The sequence below is a fragment of the Paenibacillus ottowii genome (genome assembly GCF_050516475.1).
Taxonomy (GTDB): Bacteria; Bacillota; Bacilli; order Paenibacillales; family Paenibacillaceae; genus Paenibacillus; species Paenibacillus ottowii.
Genome location: NZ_CP191577.1, coordinates 2,549,391 through 2,574,506, shown reverse-complemented (window position 1 = coordinate 2,574,506; position 25,116 = coordinate 2,549,391). Strand labels below are relative to the sequence as shown.

3 protein-coding genes are annotated in these 25,116 nt (G+C 42.9%); all 3 read left to right on the top strand.

The genetic code is table 11. The features are described from left to right. Window positions 1-296 precede the first annotated feature (296 nt). The 3 genes from fabD to ACQQ6X_RS12075 all read left to right on the top strand — a co-directional run bounded on the left by fabD (window position 297) and on the right by ACQQ6X_RS12075 (window position 25,109). Complete coding sequence (fabD, locus tag ACQQ6X_RS12085) at window positions 297-1,508, top strand: ACP S-malonyltransferase (protein ID WP_305165513.1); 1,212 nt, start codon at window positions 297-299, stop codon at window positions 1,506-1,508. 80 nt (window positions 1,509-1,588) lie between these two features. Further along, entirely contained in the window at window positions 1,589-17,326 is a 15,738-nt protein-coding gene (locus tag ACQQ6X_RS12080; protein ID WP_305165512.1) for a non-ribosomal peptide synthetase, read from the top strand. Between the two features lie 16 nt (window positions 17,327-17,342). After that, window positions 17,343-25,109, top strand: a complete 7,767-nt coding sequence (locus ACQQ6X_RS12075; RefSeq protein WP_430493584.1) for an amino acid adenylation domain-containing protein — start codon at window positions 17,343-17,345, stop codon at window positions 25,107-25,109. The last annotated feature ends 7 nt before the right edge of the window (window positions 25,110-25,116 follow it).

Below are 25,116 nucleotides of genomic sequence, written 5' to 3'. Positions count from 1 at the left end.
ATTTAAAGGTTTGCTTATTTATTGACTTTGTTGAAATAAATCGTTATTTTAATTCGTAAAAGGTGTAAACATTGGTTGGAATAACGAATTATAAATTATTAATACAAGTTATTAAATGTTAGTACACTAAGATTACATATTATTTAGTTTTCTCTAAAAATGATTTTTTCTTCATTAATTATGTTGATCATAACTTTGCTTTAATACTATATAAGGTATAACTTGCAACAGAAGTTAAATTTAAAAAGTACACATATTCAGGATATCTTAAAAGCTCACTGGAGAAGAGGTTTCTGATGAATAAAGTATCTTTTATTTTTCCTGGACAAGGCTCGCAATATGTTGGAATGAGTAAAGAACTATGGGATAATTTTACTGTGGTAAAGCGTTTATTCGAAGAAGCGGATGATACTTTGGGTGTAAAACTCTCAAAACTTTGTTTTGAGGGAGATTCCCAAGAACTTCTTCAGACTATGAATGCCCAACCAGCCTTACTGACTGCTAGCCTTGCTGCATATTATGCTAGCAGAGAAGTATTGGAACTGGAACCTCAATTGTTGGCTGGGCATAGTTTAGGAGAATACTCGGCTTTGGTGTGCAGTGGTTTTTTCTCTTTTCAAGATGGCCTTCAAATAGTGAGAAAACGGGGATTGTTCATGCAACAGGCTACAGCTAACGGTGTAGGAACTATGATTGCTGTTGCGAATGTTTCTGCTTCTATTCTGGAGGACTTATGTCAAGAGATATCTTCCGATCATGAAGTTATATCTATTGCATGTCACAATTCGGATAATCAGTACGTGCTATCGGGACATACAGGACCTATGGCTCGAATAGTGGAACAATTAAAACATTTGGAACATAGTAAGGTTAATTATTTAACAGTAAGTGGACCTTTTCACAGTATTCTTATGAAGTCTGCAGCAGATAAGCTGGTCGTAGAACTAAAAAAAATTCTGCTACGCAAGGGAAGGTGGCCGGTTGTTTCCAATGTAACAGCCTTACCACACGATGAATCGTCAATTTATGACTTGCTGTACAAGCAAATGATTAGTCCTGTACGCTGGACAGATACGATGGATTATTTATATCAGAACGGTATTACCGTAGCGTTAGAATTAGGTCCAAGGAAGGTACTTGGACAGCTGATGAAAGAAAGATATCCTGGTATCTCCACTTTTTCTGTTAATACTAGTTCTTCTTTAAAAGAAGTGGGCAAGTGGCTAAGTAAGCAGCAAACTACACGCAAAGTTACACTTGAGCGTCTGGAGGAAGGATTTGCAGCAGCGCTTATTGCACGAAATCGAAATGGGGATTACAAACAACATATGGAGGGGGTTGTTTACCCTAGTCAGCAGATTAGAAATTGGATCAATCATCTTCAAGATCACAAGAATGACACCCTTTATGATGTGGTTAATTCTGAGGTGTTAGAGCTAATCCGTACTATTCTCACTACCAAGCAAGTTCCCGAGCAAGAACAACAGACGATTCTTAGTATGATCTAAATAAGATTCATCAATGATGTTGGAAATTGTAAATTTATTAACTGGAAGCTAATAAATCTTACGATATACGGGGGAATAGCATGTATACAAATAGATTCAAAACCCTGGTTGATGTTATTACAGAACGGGGAAAGTGCGACCAAAAATTTATTACCTTTATTGAGTCGGACCAAAACGAAACAACACTTACTTATAAAGAATTATATTGGGAAGCTCTAGCATTTCTGGAGAATCTTCAGGATGCAGGAGTTAAGCAAGGACAGGAAATTGTATTTCAAATAGAAAACAACCGTCATTTTGTAAAAGCGTTTTGGGCTTGCATTCTTGGTGGCATGATCCCGGTACCTGTCAGCATCGGTAACAATGATGAGCATAGAATGAAACTTTTTAAAATCTGGGATGTTCTTAATGATCCTTATTTACTCATCGAGCCCAAAATATTAAAAGACCTTGAGAAATATACCCTGAAAAGCAACCAAACTAATCTATTCGAAAATATCCGCCATCGTCACCAATTGCTTCTTCAAAACCATGAACAACCAAAACGATCCTTTGCAAAGGTACACACACCTCGTTTGGAGGATATAGCATTTATTCAGTTTTCCTCTGGTTCCACAGGTGATCCTAAGGGAGTCATCCTTACACATCATAATCTCATTCATAACACAAGTGGAATTATAAATAGGACAGCCATCACAGAGCAAGATTCGTTTTTGCAGTGGATGCCTCTCACCCATGATATGGGTTTAATTTACAACCATATTACCCCATTAGTTGCTGGAGTGAATCAGTACATTATGCCGACTTCGCTGTTCATTCGTCAGCCAGTACTTTGGATAAAAAAAGCTAGCGAACATGAAGTAAGCATTATTTCATCGCCAAACTTCGGATATAAGTATTTCATGCAATTTTTCAAGCCTGAAAAAGTAAACAACTGGAATCTATCCAAGGTCCGTGCCATCATAAATGGTGCCGAACCTATCTCTCCTGAATTATGTGACACCTTTCTTGACAAATTAGCTCCTTTTGGATTAAAAAGAACGACTATGCGAACATCATATGGTTTAGCAGAAGCATCGGTTGCAGTTGCTATCCCACCAATCGATACTGAATATATAACCGTTTATGTTGATCGTAAGCACTTAAACATTGGAGAGTCCGTCTTGGAGGTAGACAAGACTTTTCATAATGCTCTGCCATTTGTTGTGGTCGGCCAGTCGTTAGATTATTGTGAAATCAGAATATGCAACGATGAGGATGAGGATGTCGCAGAACGCGTTATTGGGCACATACAAATCAAAGGTAAAAATGTTACAAAGGGATACTATAACAACGAAGATTCGACATCTAAACTTTTGACGCTAGATGGATGGGTGAGAACTGGCGATTTGGGTTTCTTCCGCGAAGGCCAATTAGTCATCACAGGAAGAGCAAAGGATATCATATTTGTAAATGGTCAGAACGTTTACCCTCATGACATCGAGCGTATCGCTGAGGAAGTAGAAGGAGTAGAACTTAATCGTGTGGCGGCGTGTGGAGTTCGTGTTAATGGGATGGCAACAGAGGAAATTGTGGTATTTGTCGTATCCAAAAAGACGATAGAAAAGTTCTCTCCAATTGCAATTAATCTAAAAAAACATTTGTATCGTAATGGAGGATGGGCGGTTCACGATATTATACCTATTAAGCAAATGCCCAAAACAACCAGTGGAAAGTTACAGAGGTATAAGCTTGCGGCTCAGTATGAAGCGGGGCATTATCAGGAGACTTCAATAGTTTTAAAAGAGATCATGGAGCAAGAAAAGAAAAAGCCTACACGTTCGTTTGAGATCGAAAAAGTACTTCACGATATTTGCTGCGAGGTGTTACTTAGGAAAGAGGTTGATACGAGAGACAGCTATTTTGATTTAGGAGCCAATTCCCTACAACTGGTTCAGATTACAGACAAAATTGAAAATCAGCTGGGGATTAAGCTTGCAGTTACTGATTTGTTTGATCACCCTACAATAGCTCACTTGGCAGAATTTTTAGCGAGCCCTGCCGATTCTGAACAACAGCATATTCCTACGGATGATACGGATCACAATCATAGCAAGGACGTAGCTATTATTGGGCTTTCTTTGGACTTACCTGGTTCTTCATCTGTTTCACAGTATTGGGATCAGATTGTTCAAGGCTATGACTGTATTGGGGACTTAAGCTCTCAACGAAAGCAAGACGCCATCGATTATTTATCCGTTGTGGATCAAAGGAAGGGAGAAGAAGAGTTTATAGAAGCCGGCTTCCTAGAAGAAATTGATAAATTTGATTATGCGTTCTTCAAGCTGAGTCCTGTGGAAGCTAGCTATATGGACCCTAATCAGAGATTATTCCTTCAGACCGCATGGCATGCACTTGAGGATGGGGGCTATGCAGGGGATCGGATTCATGGACAAAAGGTAGGAGTTTACGTTGGCTTTTCAAAAGTAGGCTACGATTATGAGCGGATGCTATCTAAAGGAGAGCCGGACAAATTTCACCAATATATTGTTGGAAATTTACCGTCAGTGCTAGCAAGTCGGATTTCTTACTTTCTTAATTTAAAAGGTCCAGCAGTAACAGTAGATACGGCGTGCTCCTCTTCACTTGTCGCGATTCATATGGCTTGTAAGGCATTAGCGACGGGGGATTGCAAGATGGCGATTGCCGGAGGAATCCGAACGATGCTATTACCAGTGAAGCTGGGGCTAGATATGGAATCGCCAAATTACAGAGCTCGTACCTTTGATGCAGAGGCAGATGGAACAGGTGTGGGAGAAGGGGTTGCAGCGGTCCTGTTAAAGCCTCTCGATCAAGCATTGCAAGACGGAGATCGTATTTATGCTGTGATTAAGGGAAGTGCAGTGAACCAGGATGGTACAACGGTAGGTATTACTGCACCTAGTCCTTCCGCACAGGCAGAAGTGGTAGAGGCGGCTTGGAATGATGCGGCTATTCACCCGGAAACTCTGTCATTTATCGAAGCTCATGGAACGGGAACTAAACTAGGGGACCCTATTGAGATCGCGGGATTGACACAAGCCTTTGAAAAATATACGGATAAAAAACAATTTTGTGCAATCGGTTCCGTCAAACCCAATATTGGTCACTTATTTGAAGCAGCAGGAATATCCAGTCTTATTAAAGCAGTTCTGATGCTGCAAACGAGGAAGAATCCTCCGTTGGTTCATTTTAAGAAACCTAGTTCCCGTATAAATTTTGAATTGTCGCCGTTTTATTTGACGACAGAAGTAGCGGATTTAAGTTCAACTGATGCCCCACTTCGCTGCGGAGTAAGTTCTTTTGGTTTCAGTGGAACAAATGCTCACGTTGTTATGGAGGAGTTTATAGAAACGCGAACAGATAATGATTCTGCAAACATGCCGGATGGTATTCATCTTTTTACGATTTCTGCAAAAAATGAGCGAAGTCTGCATCATTTGGTTGAGGCATATGTGAACTATTTACGCCAAAATCCAGCGGTTTCCTTGGAACAAATGTGCTATACAACACATATCGGCAGAGCTCATATGGAGCATAAATTAGCAGTGATTACTTCCAGTCCAGAGGATTTATTACACAAGTTGGAGCGATGGGCTTTCGGGAACAAACAAGAGAATGTCCCTGATATGTATATAGGTTCTCATAGACAGAGTGTTGATCATAAAAGGGAAAAAGATGACACGGTAGGTCGATTGATTACAACCATTAGAACAAGTGCACATACAGATATTCACGCTCTACGCCAATTAGGTGAATTGTACGTCAAAGGTATGTCTATTCAGTGGCAAGCGCTTTATGCGGATGATATCAAAATAATCCAGTCGCTGCCTTTGTACCCTTTTGAACGAAATCGTTGCTGGTTTACCCCAAAAGTAGTGCAGATAAGTAACGCAGGCAGGGAGGAGAAAAGTATGGAGTCCGCGTATCCAAAAGAGCTGCAAGTTACAGATCAGCTAGACTACACAACGAAGATTTCCAAAGTATTAAAAGATGTGATCAGTAGAGTCTCTGGTTTTACGGTGGAACAACTGGATGAGCAGCTGCATTTTCTCGAAATGGGCTTGGATTCAATTATGCTAGTTCAAGTTCAAAAAGAAATTAGAGAACAATTTAATGTGGATGTTCCCATGAACCAGTTCTTTGAAAGTGTTACAAACCTGGATCGTCTAACAACGTTTATTTCAGATTTGACATATACCACCCAATCGGTTGCAGCTGCTGATGCTCTAAGTACGGTCGATAGTCGGACAGAAGTCAATCCAGAAAATATGGTTGCTGCAAAGTCTTCGTCCGAGTTTGGTAGCCTGGAAAAGTTACTTTCTCAACAGATTGAATTACTGAACAACCAACAGCTTGGACTTACTCAAGTGTTGACCAAACAACTAGAGATGCTTGGTGGTGGTCAAGGAGGAACTATTCAGGCAGCATCGTTAACAACAAACCAAGACACAGTCAGTGCTCAGCCTACAGCTCTGCATGTTGTGACAACTGACGTGCCTATCACTTCTACAATTAAAGTAAATACAACTACTGAATCCAAACCCTTTGTACCCTATCAACCTCTACTGATCGGTGAGGAAAGTGGATACAGTACGCGGCAAAATGATTTTCTACAGCGTTTTATTAAACGATATACTCAACGAACCCTCGGGTCCAAGAAATACACACAGGATAGCCGATTGGTTCATGCTAATAATCGTCATGTGTCTGGATTCCGGTCCTATTGGAAAGAAATCGTATATCCTATCATTTCAGAGAGCGCTTCGGGTTCAAGGATATGGGATGTGGATGGAAACGAGTACATTGATTTAACTATGGGTTTTGGGGTTCATTTACTGGGGCATAACCCAGCTTGGCTAACCGATACTTTACGGAGCAATGTGCACGACCGTACGCCTTCGATTGGCCCTATGTCAAATACAGCAGGCGAGGTTGCTGCTTTAATTAGCGAGCTGACAGGTGTGGAACGGGTTGCCTTTTATAATTCGGGGTCAGAAGCTGTTATGGTCGCTTTACGTTTGGCTAGAGCAGCTACAGGACGCTCCAAAATAGTGCTGTTTGCTGGTTCTTATCATGGAACATTCGATGGTGTACTTGCTGTGTCCGATCCGAACTCAAGCGGGGGAGAGGCTCTGCCCATGGCACCGGGAATTCCTTCGAGCATGATGGAGGATGTAATTGTACTCCCTTATAATCATCCGGATTCTATAAAAGCTATCAAACATTATGCACATGAACTTGCCGCCGTATTGGTGGAGCCAGTACAGAGTCGCAGACCGGATTTGCAACCAAAGGAGTTCTTGAAGCAAATTCGCGAGATAACAACAAATTCAGGAACGGCTCTTATTTTTGATGAAGTAATTACAGGATTTAGAATTCATCCAGGAGGTGCTCAGGCCTGGTTTGGAATTAAAGCTGATCTGGTTACTTACGGAAAAGTGGCGGGTGGAGGTATGCCTGTTGGCATTGTCGCCGGAAGCTCAGAGTTTATGGACACTGTGGATGGAGGTGTGTGGTCGTTCGGAGACGACTCCTATCCGAAAAATACGAATATTAAAACGTTCGTAGGCGGTACTTTCTGCACACATCCGCTGACTATGCAAACGGCTCTAGCGACTTTAAAATATTTGAAGTCTGAAGGGCCGAATCTTCAAGAACAACTGAACCGAAGAACCAACGAATGGGTAGCAGAACTGAATACTTATTTTAAACAAAACAGTGTGCCTATTCACATGGTGAACTATGGCTCACTATTCCGGTTTGTTTCGTTTGGCGATATCGAGCTCTTTTTCCATCTGCTGATTGACAAGGGAATTTACATTTGGGAAGGTCGCAATTGCTTTTTATCGACTGCTCACACAGATGGGGACCTTCAACAAATTACACAGGCTGTAAAGGAAAGCGTGGAGGAACTGAGAAAAGGGGGATTCTTACCTGACAATACGCCATCACCGGATGAAAATGGAAACCGAAAAAATAATATGGTTCCCATCGAATCTGCATCCTTCCCTTTAACAAAGGAGCAGCAGCAAATTTGGTTTGCGACGCAATCCAGAAGTGATTCATCCACTGCATTCAATGAAATAGCAGCCTTGCGGATGCAGGGTCAACTGCAGCTTGATATTGTAAAGCGTTCAGTTCAAGCAATTGTGAATCGGCATGATTCGCTACGGACGGTTATTGACCTCGATGGCGAAGAACAGCATGTTCTTGACAACGTGAATGTGGTCATCTCACTAAGTGATTTCTCAGAATCTCCTTCATCAGAGCACGAAGAAAAAGTTAAGGGATGGTTTGAGGAAGAGGGGCAAAGGGCGTTTGACTTGACGTCCAAAGAACCATTGTTCCGAACTCACATTTTACGTTTACAACCGGAAGAACATATTGTGGTGTTCACATTTCATCATATTGTTGCTGATGGTTGGTCAATGGCAGTGTTTATCCGTGAATGGGAGCAAGTCTACACTTCTTTCTGCAAAGGTGAGCATATAGTCACGTTGCCTGTACCGCCAAAATTCAGAGAATTTCAAGCTTGGCAACAGTTGGAATTAGAACATGCAGGAGTGGATGAGGCAGTCTCTTACTGGACACGGACATTGGATTCTGTCCCTGTCGCCATGGATATTCCGTCTGAGGATGGTGGCATGAAGAAGCCGTCATATAGAGGAGAAAGAATTAATATTCGGGCAGACAGTACGCTGGCGAGAAAGTTGAAAAAGCTTAGCATTAAAGCGGGTAACAGTCTGTTTGTCACACTGCTGACTGCATATAAGGTGTTTCTGCACCGCTTAACTGGAAACACAACGATAGTAGTAGGTATTCCTACCTCTGGACAGTCTAGAATGGAACAAATTAATTTGATCGGAAACTGTGTTAATATGCTGCCGATTGTGAGCCATATTACCAGCAAAGAATCATTATTCAAGTATATGGCACAAGTTAAACGAGTTATGCAGGAGGTCGAACCGCTTCAAAGCTACTCTTTTGCTGATCTGATTGAGCGTATGGAGAACATACGGATTCCTGAGATGAATGTCATCTTCAATATGGATCGACCAATGCAGAATTTTCATTTTCATGGATTGGATGTTGAATTGATACCAACGCCGATCCTGTACTCCAAATATGACATGTTTCTTAATGTGATGGAGGTCGAGGGAGAGCTTTGGTTTGATTTTGATATTAAAGCTAGCTTGGCCGCACCGGAAACAGTACAGATTTGGGCAGAGTATTTTCTACACATCCTGAATACGATTGCTGATGGGCAGGAACGGGATTTTGTAGATATCTCACTCTTACATCAGGATGAACTGAAATATGGGGCTAAAAACTACAGGGAATATGTGGAACTCGAATCTAGCGGCATCACGGATAACGGTTTACCAAGTGCCATCTATTTACTGGATCATTATCTGCAACCTGCGCCTGTGGGGACGATCGGGGAATTGCATGCAGTTCAAGCAAACGAACCTACTTCCGAAGATTTAGTGTATTTACCGACAGGAATCTTGGCTTTGCGAACTGCAAACGGTGAATTACGAATGTTGGGACCTGTTCAGAAGCGAGCCTATATCAAAGGGCATGCCATATATACTGAACAACTTGAACGCTTTATTATTTCAATTCCACAAATCAGTGAGTGCCAAGTGATAGCTCAGAGCACAGAGGACAGAGCAGATATGCAATTGGTTGCTTATGTTACAAGTCCTAGTGATGGAATAGAGGCTATCCTTCGTAAGCAATTACGAAATCATTTGCAAGACCAATGGGTACCTCAACAGATTGTTCAGCTTGAAAACATGCCCTTAGATTCGCAGGGGTATGTAGACTTGTCGCAAATTTCTACTAAGAAACAAGCTGTTAGCAAAGAACCTGTTGAGGAAGTTAGCAGCACGGAGAGAAAAGTAGGGGCAATTTGGGGAACGGTGCTGGGATTGAATCGTGTTAGATCTGATGACAATTTCTTTGATCTAGGAGGGGATTCGTTGAAGGCGACTCTCTTGCTTGCCAGAGTTCATCAAGAGTTTGGCAAACGAATCCCCTTGAATGTACTTTTTCATTCACCGACAGTTTCGGCTTTGACCAAGGTGATCGAAGGAGCCAAACAAGGAACAGCCGTTTCTATTAAAAAACTAGAAGAATGCACGCATTATGCAGTATCAGATGCCCAAAGACGTATGTTTGTCTTACAGGATATGGGTATTGGTACAGCTTATAATATTACAGGTCAGGTGCGTATTGATGGAGATCTAGATATTCCACGTCTTCAAAAGGCTTGCCTGGATTTGATTCGACGTCATGAATCATTTCGTACTTCTTTTAATATCGTAGATGGTGAAATTGTACAAGTCATTCAGGATGAGCTGGATTTTGAAATCAAAGTCACAGAAATATTGGAGAAAGATGCAGACGAGATGAGTCGCTTGTTTGTCCGTCCATTTGATCTGCGCCAAGGACCACTCTTCAGAGCAGAATTGTTTCGCTTTGAAGCTAATAAACATATGTTGGTCATAGATATGCATCACAGTATTGCAGATGGGCTTTCATTATCCATTTTCCTTAATGAACTCGTACAACTGTATCGGAGTGAAATTTTAACTCCAATCCAAATTCAATATAAAGATTTTGTTGTATGGCAAAAGGAACAATATACCAGCAATCGTTTGTTTGAACAAGAACATTATTGGAAAAATGTTTTGAACGGAGAATTACCTATACTGGCTATGCCTACAGATTTCCCTAGACCGTTACATCAAAGCTACGAAGGGGCTATATTGTCGTATAACATCACTTCGGTAATGGCAGAGGAATTAAAGAAACTTGCCAAAAATACGGGGACTACGGCTTATATGATCCTGCTTGCGGCTTATAATATACTGCTCGCAAAGTATACGGGTCAGGAAGATATTATTGTAGGAACAGCGGTGGCAGGGCGCCAGCATCCGGACACGGAAACGATGATAGGAATGTTTGTCAACACGTTAGCTTTGCGGAATCGTCCGTCTCCTCAGCGGAGTTTCCATTCGTTTTTGCAAGAGGTCAAGGAAACGACTCTGCGAGCTATGGATTATCAAGACTATCCTTTTGAAGCATTGATTGAGAGACTGGATATCCGTCGTGATCAAGGACGCAATCCTTTGTTTGATACGATGTTTGTCATGCAGAATTTTGAGATGGGTTCTCTTGAAGCTAATGGAGTGAAATTTCATCCAAGTGAATTTAATCCGGGAATTTCCCAATTTGATTTGGTATTGAGTGCTGACGAGTGGCAGGGGGGTCTAGCCTTACGCTTCAATTATTGTTCCCAATTGTTCCGACCAGAAACGATTGATCGCCTTGCTAGCCTCTATATACAAATATTACGCTCCATTTTAGAACAACCTTGGAGCGAGATTGGGAATTTGGAATGGTTACCTGAGAAAGAGAAGTTGCAGCTAATACATGGCTTTAATACTTTCGATTTGTCCTCTGCATTTATGAGGGAGAAACAAGAAATGTTGCACTTGAAATTCGAAGAACAAGCTCTGAAAAGTCCGGATCATGTAGCTGTAGTTCATCAGGGACATATGATTACTTATAAAGAGCTGAACGAGAAATCAAATCAGCTGGCGAGGGCATTAGTGAAGCGGGGAGTAGGAGCAGAAACTGTAGTCGGCTTAATGGCGGGCCGTTCATTAGATTTGGCAGTTGGTATGTTGGCTATTTTAAAAGCCGGTGGCGCCTATCTTCCAATCGATAGTTCTTATCCAGAAGAACGAATTCACTTTATGCTTGAGGATAGCGGGGCTGCTCTCCTGTTGTTGAATGACTCATCTAATTACAATGCTACTACTTATGAAGGTTTAGTCCTAAATATAGACGATGATGAGTGGTATAAAACAGAAAGCAAGTTATCTTCAAAGTGGGAATCGGATTCAAGTCATTTGGCATATGTGATCTATACATCGGGCTCAACCGGTACTCCTAAAGGAGTTAGTATTGAGCATCGAGCGATATTAAACACGTTATCTTGGAGAATAAATGCATATGCACTGGAAGCAGCAGACCGTATCCTGCCACTGCTGTCTAGCTCGTTTGATGCTTTTGTGGGTGCCTTTTTTACTCCGCTGCTGTCTGGAAGTACGGTAGTGTTGCCTACGAATGAGGAACTGAGTGAATTATCGGCTCTGAAGTCTTTAATTTTATCAACTCATATTACACATCTCGTGTGTACTCCTTCCATGTACATGTCTGTTATAGAGGGTCTGACTCCAGATGAAGTCAAGTCTCTCAAGGTTGTAACGTTAGGCGGTGAGAAAGCAACGAAACGGTTAGTAGAAGCCAGCCAAGCCAAACATCCTGGCATTCAATTGTTCAATGAGTATGGCCCAACAGAAAATAGTGTAGTTACAACGATGTTGCGAGATATGGGGCCTGAAGAAGTAGGGTGTATTGGCAAGCCAATTCCTAATACGGGTGTTCTCATTCTGGATCAATACTTGCAGTTGCGGCCAATAGGACTCCCAGGAGAATTATGCGTTTGGGGTAAAGGAATTGCGCGAGAATATCGTAATCGTCCTGAGCTTACGGCACAGAAATTTATTCCGCATCCCTATTTGGACAATATGAAGCTCTACAGAACAGGAGATTTGGCGAGATGGTTACCTGACGGAACGCTAGAGTATCTTGGCCGAGCAGATCAACAAGTTAAAATCAGGGGCTACCGGATTGAGCCAGGTGAAATTGAAAGCACACTGTTGGCTCATAGAGCGGTAAAAGAGGCAGCTGTAGTGATTAAAGGAGCAGATGACAATCCGTATTTATGCGCTTATGCCGTTTTACGGGAATCGGTTACAGTAGATGTTTTGAAAGAATATCTGTCGTCAAACCTGCCTCATTATATGGTACCAGCCCATGTACTCTTGTTGGATGCGATGCCGCTGACAGCAAACGGTAAAGTTAGTAAAAGTGCATTACCTGAACCAGGGGAGCATTCTGGCAAAGAATCACAGCACGTTGGACCCAATAATGAAACGGAGCAGCTATTGATCGAAATGTGGCAGGATCTGCTGGAGATATCACCGATTGGTATACACGATCATTTTTTTGAAATAGGTGGGCACTCGATGAAAGCGACCCTGTTGACTGCGAAAATCAATGAGGTCTTTCATATCGAAATTTCGACTCAAGATATATTTGGGGCACCAACAATCGAAGCACTCTCCAAGAAGATTCTTGCTGCCAAACCCACAGATTACCAACGAATTGAGGCGGTGACTGAGAGAGCTTATTATGAGGTTTCTCCAGCACAATCCAGACTGTTGGCTGTTCTACCGTTAGATGAGACGGGAGTGGCTTACAACATGTCGGCAGCACTGATGATCGAAGGTCATGTTGACCGAAGAAGAGTGGAGCGTACCTTTGAACAATTATTAGCCCGGCACGAAGCATTTCGGACCTCATTCGGATATGTGGATGACAGAGCGGTGCAATTTGTACACCCAGAGGTAAGCTTTGAACTTGGCTTTGCCCGGGCTGCTGGTGATATTACGACAAAGGGCCTAGATACATTGATTCATAATTTCATACAACCTTTTGATGTTGGTAAAGCCCCACTATTTCGGGCAGAGCTTCTTCAAATGGATCGCGATAAATTTATGCTTCTTATTGATATGCACCATTTGATAGCGGATGGTACTTCTATCGACACTATTATTAACGAATGGAACAAGCTGTACAAGGGAGAAGAACTTCCCGCTTTACCGCTTCAATACAAAGATTACTCTGCTTGGTTCAGATCGAATACAGAAATTCATGCAAAGCAGGAACAGTATTGGCTAGAGCAATACAAAGGAAAGCTTCCCGTTCTAGATCTGCCTACAGATTATCAGCGGCCACAATTGCAGAGTTTTGTTGGAGATATGGTAAAAGTCGAACTGTCCGAAAAGCTTATAGAACAGTTGAACCTCACTTGTATTCAAACAGATAGCACGCTCTTTATGCTGTTATTTGCTGCCTATAATGTGCTGTTGGGAAAATATGCGGGACAGGAAGATATCGTGATCGGCATTCCAACATCTGGACGGACGCATGCAGATACCAATGGGATCATAGGGTTATTCGTCAATACACTGGCTATTCGAAACCATCCGGTTAGTCATAAGAGCTTCAAAACCTTTTTGAATGAAGTAAAAGAAAACACGCTGCAAGCTCTGCAAAATCAATCGTATTCATTTGCCGAACTGGTCGATAAGCTGTCCATCAAGAGAGACTTGAGTCGAAATCCGTTATTTGACACGATGTTCTCCTTTATGAATACGGATGCGCAGCAGTGGCAAGCCGATAACCTTAATTTTGAGCTATATCCGTTCAAAACGGGTATTTCCAAATTCGATCTTGTATTGAATGCCGAACAAAAGGCTGGGACAATTCATCTGGAATTTGAGTACAGTACAAAACTGTATAAAAAAGAAACAATTGAGCTTCTCGTCGAGCATTACCTAAATGTATTGGAGGAAGTAGTCCAAAACGCTGATATGGCATTGACTGATATTAATCTTCTAAGCGCAACAGAAGCGGCTGCTATGGAGGAGCGGTATAACAGCACTGATATAGCTTATCCACAACCGAGACCCATACATCATTATATTGAGGAGCAGGTTGATAGAAGACCGGATGCTAAAGCTGTTATCTATCAAGATCAGATGCTGACCTACAAGGAGCTAAATGATCAGGCGAACGCGATAGCAAGCAATTTGTTGGCTAAAGGAATTGGACTTGGAAGTTATGTGCCTATACTCATGGAACGGAGCCTGGAACTGGTAGTATCGATACTGGCTGTTATGAAAACAGGGGCTGCTTTTTCGCCTCTTGATACAGAGTGGCCGATTGACCGCTTACAGAGCGCCCTGAAGGATTTGGAAAGTTCTATCCTGTTGGTCAATTCAAGCACACCTATCAGTTCAGAAATAAATGCTGAGTACCTAGTTATAGACTGCTCTGTAGTCGAAAAGAGGAGTAACACTATCAGTAACCCGGCAGTAGATGTAGATATGGAATCGCCAATCTATGTAATCTTCACTTCGGGTTCAACCGGCAAACCAAAAGGAGTTATTGCTGCCCATAAAGGAATAACCAATCGTTTTCTATGGATGAACGACTATTTTGGAACATCGGCTGCACAAAGTGTTCTCCAGACAACTCATCATGTATACGACAGCGCGGTATGGCAATTGTTCTGGCCATTAATGAACGGCGGAACGACCGTGTTGCCGGAAACAGGCATGACGGTGGATGCTACGTATATGACGAATATCATTGAACAGGAACGTATTTCTTTTACAGACTTCGTTCCATCCGTATTTAATGCTATTGTCAACCAGTTGGATCAAAATTCAACTCGATCAAAGCAATTGGATTCTCTTCAACAAGTTATTCTTGGTGGTGAAGAAATTACGCCGTCAACAGTTCATACGTTTTTAACCATTTTCCCTCATGTTCAAATCACGAACCTGTATGGTCCAACGGAGGCAAGTATAGGCTGTGTTGCTTATCGAGTGACGGGAGATGAAGACAGAATTCCGATCGGAAAGCCAATTGCCAATACCAAGATTTATATATTGGACCCAGGGCTAAAGAGGGTTCCCGTGGGAATCGTAGGAGAAATGTATATTGCAGGTACACCACTTGGAATTGGCTATCTGAATGATCCAATAAAAACAAAGGCTAGCTTTATAGATAACCCTTATTCAGTGCCTGGCTATGAAAAGCTCTATAAAACAGGAGATTTAGCTAAATACTTGCCCGACGGTAATATTGCTTTCCTGGGTAGATCCGATTTTCAGGTCAAAATTCGAGGCTACAGGATTGAGCTTAGTGAAATTGAATATCATCTTTTAGGCATAGCTGATATTCAGGAAACTGTCGTAATGGTCAAAGAGAATAAGGGAAGTTCTTATTTATGCGCATATGTGGTATCAGCTAATCCATTAGATACGGACCGTATCAAAATGCAGTTGGCTAAGGAGCTTCCTGATTACATGATCCCTTCGGTGTATGTTCCGCTTGACGTGATCCCCATTACACCTGGTGGAAAGATTAACCGTAAAGCATTACCCGAACCTGACTGGAGCGGTGCCTTAGAAGTGGAGTATGTGGAACCCACAGGCGAGATTGAAGTATTGCTGGCCCAAATATGGGAGGAAGTGCTTGCCGTAACAGGCGTGAGTTCAACTCACAACTTCTTTGATTTGGGCGGAGACTCTATTAAGGGTCTGCAAATCGTCTCGCGCTTGAACACACATGGCTACAAGCTAAGCATTAAGGAGTTATTTTTGTACCCTCAGATTAGACAATTGAGCCCATTCGTTAAGGTTATCCGTCGGAAGATTAGTCAGGAAGCTATTGAGGGAGAGCTGCCTTTAACGCCAATACAGCAGCGATTCTTCCATCTACAGAAGATAAGTCCTCAGCATTTTAATCAGTCCGTCATGCTATTTTCTGAAGAAGGTTTTGATGAGCAAGGGATTATAGCTGCATTTGACTGCATCATTAAACAGCATGATGCCTTAAGAATGACATTCTGTCAGAGAAAAGATCGCATCATTCAATACAATCAAGGGCTAAACAATCAACCACTATCCTTGACGATAAAATCACTGCCTGAAGGTTTACCAGCAGAAGCATGGATTGAGCAAGAAGCAACGGCTATTCAAAGTAGTTTCGATCTCACCATCGGTCCTTTAATGAAGCTTGGATTATTCCGGACTGCTGAGGGAGATCACTTGCTCATTGCGGTTCATCATCTGGTAGTTGATGGGGTTTCGTGGAGAATTATTTTACAAGATTTTACGTCTCTTTATCAGCAATATCAGCAGGGGGCAACACTACTCTTGCCAGACAAAACGGATTCGTACCGCTCCTGGGCACAAGAAATAAGCCAATATGCAACAAGCGAGGAGCTGGCGCAGGAACTGGAATACTGGACACAGCTGGAGCAAGTCCAGTCTGGAACGCTACCTAAAGACAGCTCCTATGAAACCAACATGTTGTGTGATAGTGAAAATGTAAGTATCTCACTTGATAGTGAGAAGACTAGCAAATTATTAAGACAGGTACACCAGGCCTACAATACTGAAATTAACGACATTTTGCTCACTGCTCTTGGATTAAGTATCAAAGAATGGACTCAACAGTCTCGTGTGTTGATCTATCTTGAAGGGCATGGGCGAGAAGAAGTGTTTCAGGAAATGAATATTTCCAGAACCGTTGGCTGGTTCACAACAATGTATCCATTTTTACTGGAAGTGGATGGTGCTCATGATCTTTCATATCAGATTAAGAACATCAAAGATAGCCTAAGAAGGATACCAAACAAAGGCTTTGGGTATGGGATATTAAACTATACTCGAGTCAATGAGTCTGGTGTGACTGCATTTCAGGCCGCTCCTGAAATTGCCTTTAATTATATGGGCCGTTTTGATACGGAACTAGATACAGATGTATTTACACTTTCTAAATTTTCTTCGGGAGAAGAGGCTAGTCCTTTCACGGAAAGATCCGTAGCGTTAGATATCAACTGCATTATTAATGAGAGTGAACAGTTAACTATTACATGCAACTATAACAAGCAAGAATACCAGCAACAAACTATTGAGCGAATATTGCTTTTATTCCAAAAACATCTGATGAATCTAATCGACCATTGCTGCAGCAAACAAGTAACGGAACAAAGTCCAACTGATTTTCTCTATGACAAATTGTCAATCGATGAGTTTCAGAACCTGTCCCAACTTTTAAGTAACAAACTAAACTTGTAGCAAAGTGGTGAGCCGTATGAGAAACGCACTCATTCAAAACATTTATCCATTGACACCCATGCAGGAGGGGCTTCTATATCACTCCATTTTAGACGAGCACTCAGAAGCATATTTTGATCAAACGATCATTACCTTAAATGAACGGTTGAATGCAGAGACGCTGAAAGAAAGTTTCCAAACCCTAATTGACCGTTATGATGTGTTACGGACTGTGTTTGTTTATAAAGAAACAGACCAACCGTTACAAGTCGTGCTGGCTAATAGAGAGGCAACGATTGATTATAGAGACATTACAGAATTAAATGAAGCAGAACAACGTTTATATGTTGATAATTTTACGATTAATGATCGAAAGATGCGGTTCGATCTGGAGAAGGATCTCCTTATTCGGATAAGTGTTCTTGCATTAAGTGATACAAGCTGCAAAATGGTTCTAAGCTTTCATCACATCATTATGGATGGCTGGTGTATTGGTACAATAGCGAAGGATCTGTTCCAAATTTACAGAGCTTCTTCCCTCGGGAAGAAGCCAGAATTGGACGCAGTATTTCCATATAGTCGATATATCAGTTGGTTAGGGCAGCAAAATAAGAAGACGGCCCTTGCTTATTGGGAACAGCAATTATCAGGTGTGGAAGAGCAAAGTGGCTTACCTCTTAGCAGCAAGTCAACTGAGGATGGAAGCTACAAGCTGAACAACCATATTTTCACCTTGGACGAGCAGTTAACCCGTGGTTTGGAAATGATAGCACAACAAAATCAGGTAACCTTAAGTTCTGTATTTCATGGGATATGGGGTCTGTTGCTGCAAAGATACAATAACACCAAGGATGTGGTATTTGGTTCCGTTGTTTCTGGCCGTCCAGCTGAGCTGGAAGGGTCAGAGAAAATGGTTGGATTATTTATTAATACAATTCCTGTACGTATTTGTCATAAAGAAGCACAAACATTTTCCCAGATAATCAAGCAATTCCAGCAGAATATGATGGAATCAGGGAAGTACCATTTTCTATCCTTGGCTGATATCCAGATGCTAACCCCACTGGGCAAGAGCTTGATCCACCATATTATAGCGTTCGAGAACTACCCAATTACTGAAGAGCTTGCTGGTGGTGAAGGAGAACAGCTTGTTTCAATTGTGGAAACCGAGGGTTTTGAGCAAACAAATTATGATTTTAATATTGGAGTCATTCCTGGTAAGGAATTGAAGGTTAAGTTTGGCTATAACAGTATTGCTTATCAAGCTTCAGATATTCAAAGAATTGAATTGCACCTAAAACAAATAGCTGAACAGATAGTCTCTAATCCGCACATGAATGTGGATGATATTGATTTGCTTTCTGACGAGGAAAGACACAGAATCCTGCGAGATTTTAATGATACAGATGCCTTATATCCTCAAACTCAAACGATTCAACAGCTATTCGAAGAGCAGGTGGCGCTAGCGCCGAATCGTTTGGCAGCGGCATTTGCTAATGAGCGGCTAACTTATCTGGAATTGAACGAACAGGCTAACCGCTTGGCTCGCATCTTGAGAATGAAAGGGGTGCAAACCGGCCAGATTGTTGGGATTGCAGCCTATCGCTCACCGGAGATGTTAGTCGGGATCATAGCTATTCTTAAGGCAGGGGGAGCTTACTTGCCAATCAATCCAGAGGACCCTCTGGAGCGAATTCAATATATAGCGGGTAACAGCGGCGCTTCCATCCTGCTGGTACAACAGGAAAACCAATCTACATTGAAGGATATTTCACCGAATATCAGCGTGCTTGCGATCGGAGCAGACTGGGCAACTGAAAAAACTAATCTTGAACCTTACAGTGGGCCGGAGGATTTAGCTTACGTAATTTATACTTCCGGTTCTACAGGTAAGCCTAAAGGAGTTATGATTCGTCACACCTCTATAGTGAATCGACTTCTTTGGATGCAAAAAAAGTATCCGATTGGTGTGGACGATATCATTTTACAGAAAACGCCTTACACCTTTGATGTTTCTGTATGGGAACTATTTTGGTGGGCTATAGCCGGAGCTTCGGTCTACTTTCTTCCGCCTGATGGGGAGAAGGATCCCAAGCTACTGGTGGACACGGTGGCAGAACAGAAAATTACAACCCTTCATTTTGTGCCTTCCATGTTGTCTGTTTTTTTAGAGTATGTTGAGCAGCACCAAGCAGAGGGGAAACTCAGCAGTATTAAACGAGTTTTCGCTAGTGGGGAGGCACTAACAGTTAAGCAAGCCAGACGGTTTAATACTCTTCTTCGAAAGCCGAATGGCACAACTCTGCATAATTTATACGGACCAACGGAGGCAACAGTGGATGCAACATGGTTTGATTGCCCGGATGGAGATGATTTGCAGAGTATTCCAATCGGTAAGCCTATTGACAATACCCGGTTGTACATTTTGGATCAGGAGGGGAGACTGCTTCCTGTAGACATTCCGGGCGAACTTTATATTGCTGGTGCAGGAGTAGCCCTAGGCTACATTAATCAACCCGACCTAACGTACGAAAGATTCACGGATAGTCCCTTCGTTTTCGGAGAGCGCATGTATAAGACAGGGGACTTGGCAAAATGGCTCCCCGACGGCAATGTGGAGTATCTCGGAAGAACAGACCACCAGGTGAAAATCCGTGGATATCGCATTGAGACTGGAGAAATCGAGAAGGTTCTTCTCTCTCATCATGAGATCAGAGAGGCCGTTGTTCTATCAAGAAAAGACCAAGAGGACGAAACGTATTTATGTGCTTACATTGTTTCTGATCATGAACTCTCGACACAGGAAATACGATCTTATTTGAAAGCGTCTCTGCCTTTGTATATGGTACCTGCTCATCTGATACAGATTGCTACGATACCTCTTACGCCTAATGGAAAGGTGAACCGAGGAGCGCTTCCTGAGCCCCATCATGTGATTCGGGAGCAGGGGGTTGTAGCTCCTCGTACAGATACAGAAACTCGTCTAGTACGTTTGTGGGAGGATATTCTGCATGTGAGCCCCATAGGTATACACAGCCATTTTTTTGAACTGGGCGGACATTCGCTGAAGGCTACAATACTTATCGGGAAAATTATTCGAGAATTCCAGGTCGAGTTGCCTATGCGTGAAATATTTGAGTACCCAACTGTGGAAAGCATGAGCAAACTCATTGAACGCACAATCGGGAGAGGGGCAGGTACATTTACCGAAATTGCTCTACTTTCTGATCAAACCTATTATCCGGTTTCCTCCTCGCAAAGACGTCAGATGATATTGCATCAACTTGAAGGAGCGGAACTGGTTTACAATATGCCTTCTGTCATGCTCGTTCAAGGCCATCTGGATCAGGAGCGGTTGAAAACGGCTTTCAACACTCTGATTCACAGGCATGAAGCGTTGCGCACTTCTTTTTCATGGATCAACGGAGAGCCGGTTCAAAGCGTACATGACGAAGTAGAATTTGAATTGAAAATTCATAGTTTGACCAGCAAAGAAGATTCAGAGGAACAGCATATAGAAACGGTACTAAGTGAATTCGTCCAACCGTTTGACCTGAGCCGTGCCCCTTTATTAAGAGGCGAGCTGATCCCGTTGGCAGAGAACAAAAATATGCTGCTGGTTGATTTACATCATATTATTTCGGACGGCGTTTCTATGTCTATTATTATGGATGAATTTGTAAAGGCATATGATGGACAGGCGCTTTCGCCTCTATCCGTTCAGTACAAAGATTATGCTAACTGGCATAATGAGCAAATAAATCATGGATTTATTAAAGAGCAGGAATCCTACTGGCTGGATCTCTTTAAACATGAGCCGCCTGTACTGGAGCTACCAACAGATTTTCCAAGGCCGTCTATTCAAAGCTATGAAGGTAACACGGTATCTCGAATTCTGGGCGATGATATAACAGAGCCACTTCATAAACTCGCAGCTGAAGCTCAAAGTACATTGTTCATGATTTTACTGGCTGTATATAACATTGTTTTGTCCAAGCATGCACGACAAGACGACATTGTCATCGGTACGCCGGTTGCTGGGAGGAGACATCCAGATACGGAAAAGATCGTCGGCATGTTTGTCAATACGTTGGCACTGCGTACTAGCCCTTCAGCGGAGAAGAGTCTTTCAGCTTTTCTGGATGAAGTTAAGGAAACGGTTTTATCTGCTTTTGAACATCAGGAATATCCCTTTGAGCAATTGGTCGAAAAGCTTGCGCTGCGGAGAGATGTGAGCCGAAGCCCGATCTTCGACACCATGTTTGTCATGCAAAATACAAAAGGACAGCCGCTACAATCTAGTGGGTTGGAATTCAAACCGTTTCCGTTCAATCCAGGTGTATCCCGATTTGATTTAACCTTAAGTGCGGAAGAAACAGGTAGCTACCTTCATTTGAATTTGGAGTATAACAGTGCTTTGTTCCAAAAAGACACTGTCGAACGCTTCTTGGATCATATGGTGGTGGTGTTAAGGTCTTTTGTCGCTAATAGCACACAGACCATAGGTGATACAGATTTGTTAACAGCAGTAGAAAAAGAAGTGATTTTGAAGGGGTTCAACGGGACGGCCGCGCCTTATCCAAAGGAGAAGACGATTCATCAATTGTTTGAAGAGCAGGTGGAGCGAACACCGGAACATCCGGCAGCGCTTTACAAAGATCGGCAATTGACGTATCAGGAGCTGAATGCCCAAGCGAATCGGGTGGCTCACGTGCTGCGGAAGAAAGGGGTCGGGCCCGACCAGATGGTGGGCATCGCAGTTCATCGATCACTAGAGATGATTGTCGGCCTGCTGGGGATTTTGAAGGCAGGTGGAGCGTATCTGCCGCTACATCCAGAGGACCCGGAAGAACGACTGGGATTCATGCTGGAGGATAGCGGGGCGTCCATCCTGCTGACCCAGCGGGATCAGTTGGACCGCCTTCGTCCGCACGGAGCTAATCGCGAGTTGATCGCTATTGAAGATCTACTGATGGACGGGATGGAGCTTACAGGAGAAGAGTGCGAGAAGAACCCGGAACCTGTTAACCGCTCGACCGATTTGGTGTACGTGATTTATACGTCAGGCTCCACCGGCAAGCCGAAGGGGGTCATGATTGAGCACGCTTCGCTGATCAACCGTCTGCACTGGATGGAAAAACGAATTCCGTTTGGAGCCGAGGATGTGATCCTGCAAAAAACGCCATACACCTTTGATGTATCGTTGTGGGAGTTGTTCTCGTGGGCGATTCAGGGAGCGACAGTATGCTTTCTGGAGCCAGGAGGCGAGAAAGATCCAGCAACGATAACCGAAACGGTGGAGGCCAACGGGGTAACAGCGATCCATTTTGTGCCATCCATGCTGGGAGCATTCCTGGAGTATATCGAGCACAGCGGAGCCGCTAGGAAAATGCGTAGTGTCCGGCGAGTATTTGCCAGCGGGGAAGCGCTGATGACAGAACATGTCCGCCGATTTAACCGCTTGCTGGGAGCTGAAGGAGCTACGTTGCACAACCTGTATGGACCGACGGAGGCAACGGTAGAGGTGGCGTATTACGACTGTCCAGCCGAGCAGGAACCGGAGAGCATCCCAATCGGGAAGCCGATTGATAATGTGAAATTGTATATTTTGGACAGCAAAGACCGATTGCAGCCGATAGGCGTACCGGGCGAGCTGCACATTGGAGGGGACTGCGTAGCCCGGGGATATGTGAATCGGAAAGAACTGACGGAGGAGAAGTTCGTAGCGGATCCATATTGTGCAGGGGGACGGATGTACCGGACGGGAGACTTGGCGAGATGGCTGCCGGATGGAAACATTGAATATATGGGTCGGATTGACCATCAGGTGAAGATTCGGGGATACCGGATCGAGCTGGGTGAGATTGAAGCGGCAATATTGGCCTATGAAGGGGTACAGACGGCAGTAGTGCTTGCTCGTGAGGACCGTTCTGGGGGAAGTTATTTATGCGCCTATGTTGAACAGGCCCAGGAGTTTAATGTACAAGCGTTAAAGGCTCGTATTAAAGAAGTCCTACCCGAGTACATGGTGCCTGCTTATATAGTATCTATGGAAGCTATGCCTTATCTATCGAGTGGTAAGATCGACAGAAAAGCATTGCCTGAGCCTGATCACAGTCTGTCGATTGAGGTAGATTATATTCCTCCTTCCAATACGGTCGAAACGTTGATGGCGGAAATCTGGCAAGAGGTTCTTGGCTATGCTCCGATCGGAACGAATCATAACTTTTTTGAATTGGGCGGGGATTCGATTAAAGCTATTCAAATTTCCACACGTCTAAGTAAGCATGGATATCGCATGGAAATTAAGGACCTTTTCCGTCATCAAACAATAGGTAGCCTGATTCCAGATCTAAGAGCAGTCAGCGTTCAAGCCGAACAAGGGATTATTGAAGGAGAGGCTGAGCTATCCCCTATCCAACGATGGTTTTTTGAACAAAAGTTCACGGAATCAAACTATTGGAACCAGGCTGTTATGTTGTATAGCCAAAAGGGATGGAAGGAAGAACTGGTAGATCAGGTGTTGTCTAAGCTGACAGAACATCATGATGCCTTACGAATGACATATACAGCGCATCAGGACAACATTATTCCCATCATTCATGGTACAAATCGAAAGGCATATGCTCTTACTGCTCTGGATGTAAGCCATGAGTCATCCATTGAAGAGGCAATCCAGACCCTCAGCGAAGCGATTCAGCGACGCATGAATTTGGAAGACGGTCCGCTTGTGCAAGCAGGGGTGTTTCACACGGCTCAAGGTGATCACCTACTACTTGTGATTCATCATTTGGTGGTAGATGGAGTTTCTTGGAGAATTCTATTGGAAGATTTAGAACAAGGATACATGCAGGCGCTTAATAATGAAGAAATCCTCTTTCAGGCGAAGACCCATTCATGGAAAGATTGGACCCATCGCCTTGGTGATGATGCAAAGGGTGGGCGTCCAGCTCGTTACAAGCGTTATTGGGAGAATGTAATCCGTCATACCAATAAACCGCTTCAAAAAGACTATCCGGTCGCTGACAGAAGAGGGAAAGACCTGAAAATTTGCAACGTAAGGCTTTCCAAGCAACAAACAGATCGTCTGCAGAAGGATGTTCACAAGGCGTATAGCACGAATGTAAATGATCTACTGTTGACAGCCTTTGGACTGGCATTGAGAGACTGGACTGATGATAATGAGTTTACCATTTTGCTGGAAGGACACGGACGCGAACAGATTTTTGATGATATAGATATAACCAGAACGGTCGGCTGGTTTACTACGATGTATCCTGTTCATCTGGATATGAAGCATAATGCCGATTTATCTTATCAAATTAAGCTGACCAAGGAAGCGTTACGACGTGTTCCTAATAAGGGCATTGACTTCGGAATTCTGGAATATATGTCCCTACACCATTTGAAAAGTACTAATCAGGAACATTTTGCTCCTGAAATCCGATTTAATTATCACGGCCAAATTGATTCAAGTTCCGTTGCGCCTTTATTTGTCGAATCAAAGTATTCTCCAGGCCGGACGGTAAGTGAGGAAAACGAGACACCATTTGTGCTTGATGTTAATGGCAGTATCGAACACGGGATATTAACCCTCGGGATCGAGTATAGCAGTCGTGAATATGCTGAATCGAGTATTCAAAAATTGGGGGATTTCTTGCAAAGTCGTTTGCTAGAAATTATTGAACATTGCTCTGAAAAGAAGGAGAAGGAATGGACTCCTGCAGATGTGAGCGATGAGAATCTTTCAATTAGCGATTTGGATGAGATTATGGCCTACTATAAAAATAATACATCTTCCTAGGCGGTGG

What these genes read in the sequence shown, in the direction of transcription:
- fabD (WP_305165513.1), top strand. Translation starts at nt 297, where the DNA reads ATGAATAAAGTATCTTTTATTTTTCCTGGACAAGGCTCGCAATATGTT.
- ACQQ6X_RS12080 (WP_305165512.1), top strand. Translation starts at nt 1,589, where the DNA reads ATGTATACAAATAGATTCAAAACCCTGGTTGATGTTATTACAGAACGG.
- ACQQ6X_RS12075 (WP_430493584.1), top strand. Translation starts at nt 17,343, where the DNA reads ATGAGAAACGCACTCATTCAAAACATTTATCCATTGACACCCATGCAG.